This window comes from Stenotrophomonas sp. RS-48, from assembly GCF_030053245.1.
GTDB lineage: Bacteria > Pseudomonadota > Gammaproteobacteria > Xanthomonadales > Xanthomonadaceae > Stenotrophomonas > Stenotrophomonas maltophilia_P.
Map to the genome: position 1 here is coordinate 1 of NZ_JASGBV010000013.1, position 13,903 is coordinate 13,903.

At 68.6% G+C, this 13,903-nt stretch carries 11 protein-coding genes; all 11 read right to left on the reverse strand.

Annotated elements, in window-relative coordinates:
• On the reverse strand, positions 1 to 1,956 hold a 1,956-nt coding region (gene tkt / locus QMZ25_RS03170; protein WP_283219111.1), incomplete at its 3' end, for a transketolase.
• Between the two features lie 202 nt (positions 1,957 to 2,158).
• On the reverse strand, positions 2,159 to 3,478 hold the full coding sequence (locus QMZ25_RS03175) for a dicarboxylate/amino acid:cation symporter (protein ID WP_053518469.1): 1,320 nt from the start codon (positions 3,476 to 3,478) through the stop codon (positions 2,159 to 2,161).
• A 57-nt stretch (positions 3,479 to 3,535) separates the two neighbouring features.
• Positions 3,536 to 5,230, reverse strand: a complete 1,695-nt coding sequence (locus tag QMZ25_RS03180) for a BatD family protein (protein WP_283219112.1) — start codon at positions 5,228 to 5,230, stop codon at positions 3,536 to 3,538.
• On the reverse strand, positions 5,227 to 7,026 hold the full coding sequence (locus QMZ25_RS03185; protein WP_283219113.1) for a tetratricopeptide repeat protein: 1,800 nt from the start codon (positions 7,024 to 7,026) through the stop codon (positions 5,227 to 5,229). The genes QMZ25_RS03180 and QMZ25_RS03185 overlap by 4 nt, the downstream gene beginning before the upstream one ends.
• Entirely contained in the window at positions 7,023 to 8,027 is a 1,005-nt protein-coding gene (locus QMZ25_RS03190; protein WP_262100494.1) for a VWA domain-containing protein, read from the reverse strand. Before QMZ25_RS03190 ends, QMZ25_RS03185 begins: the two co-directional genes overlap by 4 nt.
• The gene (locus tag QMZ25_RS03195) at positions 8,024 to 8,473 is read right to left on the reverse strand and encodes a DUF4381 family protein (protein ID WP_283219114.1); all 450 of its coding nucleotides are present in this window, start codon (positions 8,471 to 8,473) and stop codon (positions 8,024 to 8,026) included. The genes QMZ25_RS03190 and QMZ25_RS03195 overlap by 4 nt, the downstream gene beginning before the upstream one ends.
• A complete protein-coding gene (locus tag QMZ25_RS03200) occupies positions 8,470 to 9,399 on the reverse strand; it encodes a DUF58 domain-containing protein (RefSeq protein ID WP_053518463.1) in 930 nt (309 codons plus the stop codon). The genes QMZ25_RS03195 and QMZ25_RS03200 overlap by 4 nt, the downstream gene beginning before the upstream one ends.
• An 8-nt stretch (positions 9,400 to 9,407) precedes the next feature.
• Complete coding sequence (locus QMZ25_RS03205) at positions 9,408 to 10,433, reverse strand: MoxR family ATPase (protein WP_065175742.1); 1,026 nt, start codon at positions 10,431 to 10,433, stop codon at positions 9,408 to 9,410.
• Between the two features lie 172 nt (positions 10,434 to 10,605).
• The gene (locus QMZ25_RS03210) at positions 10,606 to 12,576 is read right to left on the reverse strand and encodes a type IV pilus secretin PilQ family protein (RefSeq protein ID WP_053518459.1); all 1,971 of its coding nucleotides are present in this window, start codon (positions 12,574 to 12,576) and stop codon (positions 10,606 to 10,608) included.
• 21 nt (positions 12,577 to 12,597) lie between these two features.
• On the reverse strand, positions 12,598 to 13,131 hold the full coding sequence (locus tag QMZ25_RS03215) for a pilus assembly protein PilP (protein WP_053518457.1): 534 nt from the start codon (positions 13,129 to 13,131) through the stop codon (positions 12,598 to 12,600).
• Positions 13,131 to 13,787, reverse strand: a complete 657-nt coding sequence (gene pilO, locus QMZ25_RS03220) for a type 4a pilus biogenesis protein PilO (RefSeq protein WP_053518455.1) — start codon at positions 13,785 to 13,787, stop codon at positions 13,131 to 13,133. Before pilO ends, QMZ25_RS03215 begins: the two co-directional genes overlap by 1 nt.
• Positions 13,788 to 13,903: the final 116 nt, after the last annotated feature.

Here is a 13,903-nt window from a genome sequence, read left to right on the forward strand (position 1 = left end):
GCCGAAGTGCTTGTACAGCTGGGCGGCCGGGGCCGAGGCACCGAAGGTGTCGATACCGATCACCGCACCGCCCAGGCCGACGAACTGGCGCCAGAAACCAGTGACGCCGGCTTCCACCGCCACGCGCTTGCGCACGGCGTTCGGCAGCACCGATTCACGATATGCCGCATCCTGGCGCAGGAACACATCGGTGGACGGCATCGAGACCACGCGGGTCTTGAGGCCGGCCGCGTCCAGCTGGGCTTTCGCTTCCGTGGCCAGCGAGACTTCCGAACCGGTGGCGATCAGGATCACGTCCGGGGTACCGGCAGCGTCGGCCAGCACGTAGCCGCCACGCTCGATCTGCGCGATCTGCTCGGCGCTCCGTGGCTGGTGCGGCAGGTTCTGACGGCTGAACACCAGGCAGCTCGGGCCGTCCTGGCGGGTGATCGCCGCCTTCCAGCTCACCGCCGACTCGACGGCATCGCACGGGCGCCACACGTCGTTGTTCGGGATGTAGCGCAGCGAGGCCAGATGCTCCACCGGCTGGTGGGTCGGACCGTCTTCGCCCAGGCCAATCGAATCGTGGGTGTAGACGTGGATGGCATGGGCCGGGATCAGCGCGCTCATGCGAACGCCGTTGCGGGCGTAATCGCTGAACACCAGGAAGGTGGCATCGAACGGAATGAAGCCGCCATGCAGCGCCAGGCCGTTGGCGATCGCGGTCATGCCGAACTCGCGCACGCCGTAGTACACGTAGTTGGCGTTGGCGTCGTCGCTGGCGACCGAGGTGCTGCCCTTCCACAGGGTCAGGTTGGAGTGCGCCAGGTCGGCCGAGCCGCCGACGATTTCCGGCAGCAGCGGCGCGAAGGCCTCGATGGCCAGCTGCGAGGCCTTGCGCGAGGCGATCGTCGGGCCTTCAGCCGCGACCTTGGCGATGTACGCGTCGGCCTGGGCAACGAAGTCGGCCGGCAGTTCGCCGTGCGAACGACGGGTCAGTTCAGCGGCTTCGGCCGGATACTGGGCCGCATACTTGTCGAACAGCTGTTCCCATTCGGCCTGGCGCAGGGTGCCGGCACCGTTGGCGCGCCAGCCATCGTAGATGGCCTGCGGGATTTCAAACGGGCCGTACTCCCAGCCCAGCTGCTTGCGGGTGGCTTCCAGCTCGTCCTTGCCCAGCGGAGCACCGTGGCTGGATTCCTTGCCGGCCTTGTTCGGCGAACCAAAGCCGATCGTGGTGCGGCAGCAGATCAGGGTCGGCTTGTCGCTCTGCGACAGCGCGGCCTCGATGCCGGCCTTGATGCTCTCCGGGTCGTGACCATCGACATCGCGGACCACGTTCCAGCCATAGGCCTCGAAACGCTCCGGCGTGTTGTCGGTGAACCAGCCTTCGACGTTGCCATCAATGGAGATGTGGTTGTTGTCCCAGAAGCAGACCAGCTTGTGCAGGCCCCAGGTGCCGGCCAGCGAAGCGGCTTCATGCGAGACGCCTTCCATCAGGCAGCCATCGCCCATGAACACCCAGGTGCGATGGTCGACGACTTCCAGTTCCGGACGGTTGAAGCGCTGCGCCAGCAGCTTCTCGGCCAGGGCGAAGCCCACGGCATTGGCGAAACCCTGGCCCAGCGGGCCGGTGGTGGTTTCCACGCCGGGGGTTTCATGGCGCTCCGGGTGACCGGCGGTGTGGCTGCCAAGCTGGCGGAACAGCTTGAGCTGCTCGATCGGCAGGTCGTAACCGCTCAGGTGCAGCAGCGCGTACTGCAGCATCGAGCCGTGGCCGTTGGACAGCACGAAACGGTCGCGGTTGAACCAGTGCGGATTGCTCGGGTTGTGGCGAAGGTAGTCGTTCCAGAGCACTTCGGCGATGTCGGCCATGCCCATGGGCATGCCGGGGTGGCCGGACTTTGCGGTTTCAACCGCATCGGCGGCAAGGAAGCGGATGGCGTTGGCCAACTGGCGACGGGTAGGCTGCGTCATGGTTCTGTCGGAATCGGGAGGCGGCCGCGGACGTGCGGGCGGCCTATTGTCCCATAGTCACCGGGTGGGGGTCAGTTCCACTTGCCAGGTCGTGCGGGCGCTGGCCGGCAACGTCGTGATCTCCGCCGGATTCCGCATGTGAAAAGGGGTCGGAGCCCTTTCCGTGCGGAAAGGAATCCGACCCCGATCAGGTCGCCAGGACTCAGTCGCGGTCGGGAACCAGCGCCGGGCCGTCGTGGCCCTCGCCCTTGGCCACCAGGGTGGTCAGCGCCAGATCGCCGGTCACGTTCAGCGCCGTGCGGCACATGTCCAGGAAATGGTTCACGCCCAGGATCAGGCCGATCCCCAGCGGGTTGACCCCCACCATGGCGCAGATCATCGCCACCACCGGCAGCGAACCCGACGGCACGCCCGCGGTACCGATGCCCCCCAGGATGCACACCGCCATCACCATGATCTGCTGGCCGATGCTCAGGTCCACGCCGAAGAACTGGGCCAGGAAGATCACCGTCACGCCCTCGAACAGCGCCGTGCCGTTCTGGTTGGCGGTGGCGCCCACGGTCAGCACGAAGCGGGACACGCGCTGCGGCAGGCCCATCTGGTCGGCCACGCGCAGCGCGGTCGGCAGGGTAGCGTTGCTGGAGGCGGTGGAGAAGGCCATCACCGTCGCTTCCTGGGTATCGCGGAAGAACGACAGCGGCGAACGGCCCGACAGCCACACGGCGGCGCCGTAGGTCACCACCATGTGCAGGCCCAGTGCCAGCACCACCACGCCCACGTAGGCGCCCAGGCGGATGATCAGCTCGAAACCGAACAGCGCGGCCAGGTTGAACATGAAGCAGGCCACCGCATACGGTGCCAGGCGGATGACCAGATTGATCAGGGTCATCGAGATTTCGAACACGCCTTCGATGGCGCGGCGCAGCGGGGCGACCTTCTCGTCATCGGTCAGCACCATGCCGATGCCGAACATCAGCGCGAAGAACATCAGCGAGAGGATCGCGCCGTTGTCGGAGGCCGCCTGCAGCACGTTGCTCGGCACGATCGACAGCAGCATGTCCATGCCCTTCGGCGTGCCATGGATGCCGGCGACGATCTCCTTGCTGCGTTCGGCGTTCTCCGAGAGCATCAGCGCGGCGGTCTGCGGATCGACGCCGACGCCGGGCTTGAGCAGGTTGACCAGCACCAGGCCGATGGCCACGGCGATGCCGGACAGCAGCACGGTATAGGCCAGCGTCTTCCAGCCGATGCGGCCGAGGGCGCGGATGTCGCCCATCTCCGACACGCCCATGATCAGCGCCGAGAAGATCAACGGCACGATCAGCATGAAGATCAGGTTGAGGAACAGCCCCGATGCAGGCGTGGTGATGTAGTCCATGACCCACTTGGCACCGGTCTGCAGACCATCGACGCTGCCACCCAGGGCGTGCACGGTCAGTCCCAGGATCAGGCCGATCGCGAAGCCGATGCCCATCTTCCAGTGCAGGGGCAACGTCTTCTTGCCGGCGGCAGCTGCTGTCATACGCAGGTTTCCTCGAAAAATGAATGCACTCTAACAAAGCGCGCAAGCGGCGCCGGTTCAGGTTCGGCGCTGCGGATACAGCGGCGCCAGCCCAGTGTCGGTGCCGCGGGCGGTCCCCGACCAGTGTGGTCCGTCACGGAAGGCCTCGCGCAACCGCACACGCAGTGGTGCCGGCTCTCCCTGCCCGCCCCATCGCACCTGCTGGAGCTCCTGCAGCACCTGGCGCTGGTTCGGATCACCCAGCCTGGCGATGACCTGCTCCAACCGCGGTACACCTGCCATCGCGCACAGCTGCGCTTCGACCTGGTCAAAGCCCTCGCCGTCCAGCACCCGGCGCAGTTCGGCGACGCTGCCGCGTCCTTCGCTGGCTTCCGGCCCGGACGGCGGCCCCGGCGGGCGAGTGGCACCGCGCATGGACGGCCCGCCGCGTCCGCGCTGCCAGCCCCACAGCAGGGTCAGCAGCCACAGCAGCGCCAGGCCGATCACCGCGGCAATCCAGGGCCAGGGCTGGCTCGGCGTCCCCGAGGCGATCGGATCGGTGGCCGCAATGCGCGTGTCGTCGTCGGGCAGCGCTGCATCGGTGTCGATCGGCGGCGGCGGGGCGGGCGCGGCAGTGCCCGTACCGGCGCTGACCGTCAGTGCCAGGTCCGGTAGTCGTGCCTGCTGCGCGCTGCCGTCGCGCACGTTCCACCATGACACCCTCGGCCCCGGCACCTGCAGCGGACCCGGCTGGCGGGGCACGACGGAGTAACGACGGGTGATCTTCAACCGCGGGGTGCTGCCAGTGAAGGTCTCTTCGTACTGCGCCGGTTCGGCGAACACCTGCGCCGCCGTGCCGAGGTCCGGAACCGGAAGGTCGGTGAACTGGGCACGGGTGGCACCTTCGGCGATCGCTTCGACCACGATGGTGGCGGCCTCGCCGGTACGTGCAGTACTCGGCGCACTGGTATAGCGCAACTGCAGGCCCTGCAACGGCAGCCACGGCTGCGGCGCCTGCGCCGGCTGTGCCTGTACCTGCAGCGTGCGGTCGGCGCCGGTGGCGTTCATGCGGCCATCGCCCCTTCCGAAAAAGTCATCGAAGAAGCCGCCTGCGCTGCGGCCGTTGAAGCGCGCGCCGGCCAGGCGCAGTGTCCCGCTGCGCTCGGGAATCAGCAGGAAGCGGCGCTCGACCACGTTGTAGCGGCGTCCATTGACCTGCCTCACGTCGGTGCGGTCGTCGCCCACCCGCTGCAGCGAGGCACCGGCGGGCGTATCCACGATGAGCTCGCCGGAGGCCAGCTGCGAGGCGAAGAACAGGCGCACGACCACGCCAACGCTCTGCTGCACGTAGGGCGTGTCATCGTCGACATCGGTCTGTATGAACGCCATGGCCGCACCGTTGGCAGCGGTGACCGGGGCGGCGGCGTCCACCTGCAACGTCAGCGGTGCGGTCTGCGCAGTACCCACCTGCAGGGCCGGGATCGTCAGCGCGCCACTGCGTCGCGGTGTCAGCGCCACGCCATACAGACTGCGTTGCTGCATGCTGCCGTTGCTCCACTCCACTTGGCGGCTGCTGGTCTGCCCACTGAGATCGAAGTCACCGCGCAGCGGCGCGAAGTCCGGCGCACCGGCATCACTCTGCACGTTGAGGGTGACCGTATCCCCCATCGCGATGCGATCGCGGTCCAGCCATGCCCGCGGCTCTGCCCAGGCCATCAATGGCAGCCACAGCAGCAGCATTGCCGCACACCGGCGTAGGCCGTGCATGTTCATCGCCCTTCCCTCTTCCTGCGTTCGTTTTCCAGCTGGAACTTGGCACGCAGCAACGCGCCCGGATCATCCGGCACGCGCCGCATCCAGGCGTCCACCGCCTGTTGTTCCTCGCGCTGGCGCGGCGTGCGGCCGTCATCGCCCGCCACGGTCGGATCACTCTTCTCCCGGCCCTCGCGCCCCTGTTCGATGGCCTGCTGCATGCGCTGTCGCTGCTGCGCGTCGGCCTCGGCCTGCGCATGGGCGTCCTCGGCCTGGGGCGGTGACGGCGGTCCCTGATCACCACGCTCACCGGGCCGCGGTTGCGGCTGGGCGCCGGCGTCTGAGGGCGGGGGGCGCTGCGAGGGCGCCTGCGGCTGTCCCTGCCCCGACGGCTGGCCCTGCTGTGGCTGGCCCTGCTGATCCTGCGGCGTCGAGGACGGCTTCCGGGGCGGATTCTGCTGTCCCGGGTTCTGCCGCTGGCCACCCGGCGGCTTGCGCTTGCGTGCAGCATCGACAACAGCCCGGTTGGCCACCGCGTCGGCCATCCCCGGCTGCAGGGCCAGTGCGCGATCGTAGGCGGCTATGGCATCGTCGTACTGGCCTTGGCGGGCCAGCACATTGCCGAGGTTGTACCAGCCGGCCGCGGTGTCGAGCCCTTCGAACTGCTGCCGGGCACGTGCGAAGTCACCCTGGCGGTAGGCCTGTACGCCTTCGGCCAGACGCTGATGCTGCACCTGGTCCGCCCGCTTCCACAGCGTGCCCTGCACCGGCCGCGTCTGTGCCTGCGCCTGCGCGCCGTCCGTCCACGGCAACAGGCCGACCGCCAGCACGGCAGCCAGCAGCGCACGCCGTCGGAACGCCAGCAACGCAAGCAGCATCAACGGCGGCAGCAACCAGAAGCCTTCGTCGCGCCATTGGTGACCGGTACCCGGCCGCTGCAGCGCTGTGCCTTCACGGGCATCGAGCACACCCAGCGCGCGCAGGTCGCGGTCATCGGCAGCGATCCGCACATAGCGGCCGCCGCCGGCCGTCGCCACGGCGCGCAGGCGGCCTTCGTCCAGCGCGGCCTGGCGGATCTGGCCGCTGCTGTCGCGGTACGCGGCACCGCCCGGAGTTCCCAGACCCAGCACCGACACCTGCAGCCCCAGGCTGCGGGCCTGCGAAGCAGCGAGTTCGGCCTCATCGTCAGCCTGGTCGGTGACCACCAGGATCTGCCCCTGGGGCGCGCCGGTCTGCCGCATCAGCCGTGTCGCCCAATCGATGCCACGATCGGCACGCTGGCCATCGCGCGGCATGACATCCGGTGACAGCGCGTCCAGATAGAGCGCGACATTGCTGGCATCCTCGGTCAACGGAGCGACGGTATAGGCATCGTCCGCATAGACGATCAGCCCAACCTGGCCGCCCTCGCGGGCGCGCAGCAACGTGCCGATCTTGGCCCGCGCCTGCAGCAGGCGCGACGGTGGCAGGTCGGTGGCGGTGATCCGGCTGGACAGGTCCAGCACCACCAGCAACGGTGCGCTGGCCTGGAACATCGGCTGCGCCTGCTGTCGCCAGCTGGGCCCGGCCAGGGCCAGGCACGCCAGCGTCCAGCCCAGCAGCTGCGCCCACGGCAGGCGCATGCGACGGCGCGACCCCGACGCCAGCAGATGGGGCAGCAGATGGGCATCGACCGCCTGCCGCCATGCATCGCTGCGGCGCTGTCGATACATCGCTACGGCCACGATCAACGGCAGCGCGGCCAACGCCCACAGCCAGTCAGGCCGCAGGAAATGCAGCGCGTTCCAGTCCGGCAGATGGGATGCCAGGGCGATCATCGACGACGCTCCGGCCATGCCCATGCAAGCGCACCGAGCAGCAGCGCCACGCCCAGCGGCCAGGGATAACGCTCATCGCGCGGGCGCAGGACCGGCCCCTTCTCCGCGATGGGCTCCAGCCGGTCCAGTTCGGCGTAGATGCCTGCAAGCTCGGCCGTGTCGCGGGCGCGGAAGAACTGGCCGCCGGTCATCCGGGCGATCTGCCTGAGCGTCGCCTCGTCCACCGGGTCCTGGTCGGCGGAAATCGGAATGCCGAGAAAGCGCATGCTGCCATCGCCGCCAAAGGCGACGGTGTGGATGCGCACGCCCTCGGCACGCGCTACCTCCGCCGCACGCAGCGGTTCCAGCACGCCTGCATTGCTGACGCCATCGGTGAGCAGGATCAGCACACGCTGGCCCTCGGGCTGGCTGCGCAGGCGCTTGACCGCAAGGCCGATGGCATCGCCGATGGCGGTCTCGCGCCCGGCCAGGCCGACCACGCTGTCGCGCAGCTGGTCGCGGACGCTGGCCAGGTCGGCAGTGAGCGGGGTCAGCGTATAGGCCCGATCACCAAAGATCAGCAGGCCGATGCGATCGCCTGCACGACGGTCAAGAAAGTCGGCCAGCACGGCCTTGGCGGCGGTCAGCCGATCGACGGCCTGGCCGCCGAGCACCATGTCGGCCTCGCCCATGCTGCCGGACACGTCCATCGCCAGCATCATCTGGCGCCCCTGCTGCGGCGGTGTGATCGCCTCGCCCAACTGCTGCGGCCGCGCCAGCGCCACGCACAGCGCGATCCAGCCCAGCCACAGCAGCAGCGCACGCCACCTGCGCGCATCGATACGACCCGCTCCGGCCAGGGCCTCCAGTTCGGTCGCGGCATAGGGCACGCGCAGCGCAGCGCCGGGGGCGGCACGGCGCTTCCAGGCCAGCATCAGCAACGGCAACGGCACCGCCAACAGCGCCAATGGCCAGGCCAGCTGCAGGTCCGGCCAGGGCCAGTAACTCGCCAGCGCACTCATCGGCGCCGCTCCTGCAGCATCGCCAGGTAACGTCCGCGTGCCCAGCGGCGCAGCACTGCGACATCGGCCGCATCCACCTGCGGCCGGTACGCGCCCTCGGCAAGCAGATCGCGCTGCGCCGCCGGCAACGTCGCCTGCGGATCTACCCGCTGCCACCAGGCGTGGTCATGCAACGCTTCGCTTCCCGGCCGTGCCTGACGCGCGGCACGGCGCAGCAGGCCCGCAATGGCCGCCACCTCAGCGGCGGCATCGGTCGCGCCCGCCAGCTCGCGATCAAACGCCTGCAACCAGCGCTGCTGACGCCGACGGCGACGCCACCACAGCAGGGCGAGGATCAGCAGCGCCAGCAGCAGAACCGCCCCGATCATCAGATAGCCGGGGGCCGGTGGCCACCACGACGGTGCCGGTGGCAGCTGCACATCGCGCAGGGGCAGCGCTGTGCTCATGCGGGTACCTCGGTAGGCGCCGGCGCCAGCCAGGCATCGCTGGCCGCATCACTGCTCAGCACCTGCACATCGATGCGGCGTGCCCCCAGCTGGCGCTGCAGTTCCTGCAGCGGTTCAACGAAATGCGCATGCCACTGCGCCTGCACGTCGCCGCGGCGCAGGTCCAGTCCGATGCGCTGCTGGGCGGCAAGGAACTGCAGGGGCGCCGACGGCGGCTGCAGCTCCAGCGGATCGACCAGCAGCACCAGGCTGAGGTCGTGATGCTGGGCCAGCGCTCCCCATCGCGCCGGCGCAATGCGGATGGCCTGCTGCGGGTCGGCCAGCACCAGCAGCCGTGCGCCCGGACGCAGTACGCGCGCCGCGTGGTCCAGCGCGCGCTCCAGACCCAGATCATCGGCCGGAGGTTGTGCATACCAGCGCGTCAGCGCGTCGAGCACACGCAGCACGCCACGTGGTCCGCCGGCTGGCGCCACCGGCGCTTCGCGGTCACTGCCCCGCAGCGCACCGATGCGGTCGCCGCGGCGCTGCGCCGACCAGGCGGCGACTGCACCGGCACGCGCAGCCTGCACCGACTTGAAGCGCACGCGGGTGCCGAAATACAGCGCAGGCGAGGTATCGGCCACGATCAGACTGACCCGTTCGCGTTCGGCCTGGAACAGCTTGGTATGGGCACGACCGGTGCGCGCGGTCACGCGCCAGTCGATATGACGGGCATCGTCACCGGCGACGTACTCGCGCGATTCGGCGTACTCCATGCCGCGCCCGCGCAGCGGCGACGGTGCCTGCCCCGCATTGCCGGCGCGGCCGCGACGGGGCGGCGGCGGACGCTGGGCCAGACGGCGCAGCGCCACCAGCTCGGCCAGCTGCGGGCGCAGTCCATCGCCTTCGCTGGCGGACACTCCATGCTCCTGGGATGTATCGGTCATGCGCAGGCTCAGGGTGCCGGCACCCGGGCCAGCAGTTCCTGCACCAGCCGTTCGCCATCCCAGCCTTCGGCGGTCGCCTCGTAGCTCGGCAGCACGCGATGGCGCAGCACGTCCGCAGCCACCGCACGCACGTCATCAGGGGTGACGAAGTCACGGCCGGCCAACCATGCGCGCGCACGCGCGCAACGCTCCAGCGCGATCGAACCGCGCGGGCTGGCGCCCCACGCGATGCGACGGCCCAGCGCGGGGTCGTAGCGGGCCGGATCGCGGGAGGCCAGCACCAGCTCCACCAGGTAGCGTTCCAGGGCCGGTGCCATGTGCAGGTCCAGTACCTGGCGACGCGCCTGGAAGACATCCTGCATCGGCATTTTCTCCGGGGCCGCCGGGGCTTCACCCAGCGCGCCGCGCGCACGTTCGCGCGCCAGCCGCAGGATTTCCGCCTCGGCCGTCTGGTCCGGATAACCGATGCGCACATGCATCAGGAAGCGGTCCAGCTGCGCTTCGGGCAACGGGAACGTGCCCTCCTGCTCGATCGGGTTCTGCGTGGCCATCACCAGGAACAACGAGGGCAACGCATAGGTGTGGCGACCCACGGTGACCTGGCGCTCGCCCATCGCTTCCAGCAGCGCCGACTGCACCTTGGCCGGTGCACGATTGATTTCATCGGCCAGCAGGATCGGATGGAAGATCGGGCCCGGCACGAATTCGAAACGGCCTTCCTGCGGGCGCCAGATCTCGGTACCGGTCAGATCGGCAGGCAACAGGTCCGGGGTGAACTGCACGCGCGCGAAATCGGCCTCCAGGCGCGCTGCCAGGGCGCGGATGGCGGTGGTCTTGGCCAACCCGGGCGCGCCCTCCACGAGCAGATGGCCATCAGCCAGCAGCGCGATCAGCAGGCGCTCGACCAGGGCGGCCTGGCCGACGATCTCGGCCGACAGCGCCTCGCGCAACGTGTTGAACGCCGCGTGCAGGTGGGACGTGGCCGGCGTGGCAGCCGGCATTGCAGATTCGGGCATCGGCGGGGGCAGGTTCATGAGGGCCTTTGACCGGCACAGGACGGCACGGGTTCCCGACATCATCGCAGGGTGCCCCGGCGATGGCATCAAGAGACGCTGAACAGCGTCCACGCCCTGCGTGGATGCATGGCCGCAACGCAGACGGGGCCGCACATGGCGGCCCCGTTTCGCACCTGCTGCAGGCGGTGGCTCAGTTCTGCTTGGCCACGCGCAGCACCTTCGGCGTCACGAACACCAGCAGCTCGGCCTTGTCCTTGTTGCGACCGCGCTTCTTGAACAGATTGCCCAGGAACGGCACATCGCCCAGGAACGGCACCTTGCTGATGCTGTTGCGATCGGTGAACTCGTACACACCGCCGATCACCACGGTCTGGCCGTCCTCGACCAGCACCGCGGTATTGACTTCGCGGCGGTTGATCGACGGCACCGTACCGTAGCCCTGCAGTTCGATCAGGCGATCGACTTCATCCTTCTTGACCTGCATGTTCAGGAACACGCGGTTGTCATTGGTGATCGTCGGGGTCACCCGCAGCTCCAGCACGACTTCCTTGAACTGCACGTTCGGCGTCGAACCCGCGCCCCCGGCGGCACCGGTACCGCTGATGGTGACGTAACCGATCTCCTTGCCCTGCTTGATCATCGCCTCGCGCTGGTTGGTGGTGACCACGCGCGGATTGGAGATCACTTCGCCACGCGATTCCTCCTGCATGGCCGACAACTCGACATCCAGCAGGTAGCCCGCGTTGAGGATCGACAGCGCCAGCGAACCCGGGTTGTTGGCCAGGGCCACCGGCAGGTTCCAGTTCAGGCCACGCTCGATGGTCGAGCCGGTCGGCACCGGTGCCGGACCGACACTGCCACCGGCCTGCCACTCACGCACGGCCTTGGCATTTTCCAGCGCGGTATCGACCTGCGATTTGCGGGTCTTGGCGTTGGCGTCGAGGCTGCCGCTGAAGTAGACATTGTCGCGGCTGCCGCTGATGCCGAACTTCGCACCCAGTTCGCGGGCGAAGGTGTCGGTGGCGATCACGATGCGGCTTTCGATCAGCACCTGGTCCACTGGACGATCGATCACCCCGATCAGTTCGCGCATGCGTGCGATCTTCTTGGGGATGTCGCTGATCATCAGCGTGTTGGTGCGCTCGTCGGCAACGATGCGGCCGCGCGTGGACAGGAACCCGCTTTCCTCCTGCGACGAGGAACCGCCACTTCCACCACCGCCACCGCCGCCGATGCCCTTGGCCTCGGTCAGCGCTTTGAAGATCTGCGTGGCGCTGTGGTAGTTGATCTGCACGTAATCGGTCACCAGGTCTTCGCGGTTCTCGATGGCGATGCGGGCGTCTTCCTTCTCCTGCTCGAACTTGGCCAGCTCGGCCTGCGGCGCGACCCAGATCACGCTGCCATCGCGACGCTTGTCCAGGCCCTTCGCGCGCAGCACGATGTCCAGCGCCTGGTCCCACGGAACGTTGACCAGGCGCAGGGTCACGTTGCCCTGCACCGAATCGGACGCCACGACATTGAGGTTGGATTCTTCGGCGATCAACTGCAGCACCGTGCGCACCGGCACGTCCTGGAAGTTGAAGGTGACCGGCTTGCCCGAGTAGCCACGCTGGCCGACGGCCTTCGCCGCCTGGGTGACCGTACCGGCGTTGACCGCACCGACGGCGGCGGGCGCCTGTCGCGGACTGATCTCGACCACGTATTCGTTGCCGCTCTGGTAGGCCAGCGACTCCACCGTACCCGCCGTGCTCAGCACCAGCTGGGTCCCGGCGCCCGATGGCTTGGCATCGATGCGCTGCACGGGCGTGGCAAAGTCGACCACGTTCATCGGCTTCTGCAGGTTGGCCGGCAGGCGCGCGTTGCCCACGTCGACCACGACGTTGCTGCCCTGCGTGCGCAGGTCGGGAATCGCGCCCTGGCCGTCGAACTGCAGGATCAGGCGGCCGACGCCGTCATCGCCGCGCTTGAAATCGATCTTGGACACCGACAGGCCAGTTGTCGCCGGGGCCGAAGGGGCCACCGCGGTGCTGGCCGGTTTCTCCGCCGGTGCGGCGGCCAGCGCCGGAGCGCAGGCCAGCATCAGCGCGACTCCCAGCGCGCTGACACGGTTCAAGGTAGAGCGCCGGATGGGACGCAGCCCCTTGGCTTGGTGAAAGGTCATCGTGCTATCCCCAGTAAACGATCATTGATCTTCCAGCGCGAGCGTCGCTGGCCGTTCCAGCCAACCACCCGCGCCATCCGGCACCAGTTCGATCAGTTCAACGCGGTCCTCGAAGACCGCGGTGACCCGCCCGTCGCTCTGCCCCAGGTAGCCGCCCGGGCGGACCCGGTAGGTGACCTTGTCCGGCCCCATCACCAGCGCGACGGTGCTGCCGCCGGTGCCGATGGTGCCGACCATGTCCAGTGCGTCCAGCGGGAAGCCCTCCAGGGGCTCCTTGCGCCGGTTCGGGTCCGGTCGCAATCCGCCGTTCCCCTGCTGCGGATTGGTCCAGGCATCGGTGAACGGATCGCGCATGCCCTGCGCGGAGTATTCGAAGGTCTCGAACTGCTGCATCACCGGCAGCGGCTCCAGCGGCTGCGCCGGTCGCGCACGCTCGCCCTCCACCCACTTCTCCAGGTTCGGTGCATCGCCCGGCGTGCTGGTCACGCCGCGGCCACAGCCCGCCAGCAGCAGGACCGCCAGCACCATCGACCCGCGTACGATCTGTGCGCGCATCACTTCCCGCCCTCCTTGCCGGCGTCAGCGCTCTGCTGCGCCTGCACTTCGGCTTCGTCCAGATACCGGTAGGTCTTGACCGTGCCGGACAGCTCCAGCGCACCTGCGCGGACGTTGCCGCTGGTCTTGTCCTTGGGCTTGAGGTTGATGTCGTGCATGGTCAGGATGACCACCCGCGGCAACGAAGCCACGCCGCTGACGAACGCACCGAACTGGTGGTAGCTGCCCACCATCCGCAGCTTGATCGGCTTCTCGGCGTAGAACTCCTTGATCTGCTCGGACTCGGGTTCGAACAGCTCGTTGGACAGGCCGCTGGACAACGCGGTCTGCGAGATGTCGATGATCAGGTCCGGCATTTCGGTCTTGCTCGGCAGCTGCCGCAGCATCTGCTGCAGCACCTGCTCCATCTGTGCCAGCTGCTGCTTCAGCGGCGCCAGGTTCACCGCACGTTCCTGCTGCTTGGTGAACTCGGTGCGCAGCTCGGTCTCCTGCCGCTCCAGGCCCTCCAGTTCCTCGCGCTTGCCACTGATCAGCAGCATCCACGCCACGAACATGATGACCAGCGCCAGCAGCGCGCAGAAGACGATCTTGGCCTTCTGCGGCCAGTTGCCGATGTCGTTGAAATCCAGGTTCTTGAGATCGATCTTCTGGCTCATGCGCGGTCCCCCTGCAACGGGGCGTGGAAGGCCTGCGGCGGCTGCGCCAGGCGGCTGCCCTCCGGCTTGGCCGGCGCGGCGGCCGGCGGGGCCGTTGCCGGGGGCGGCGTGGTGGC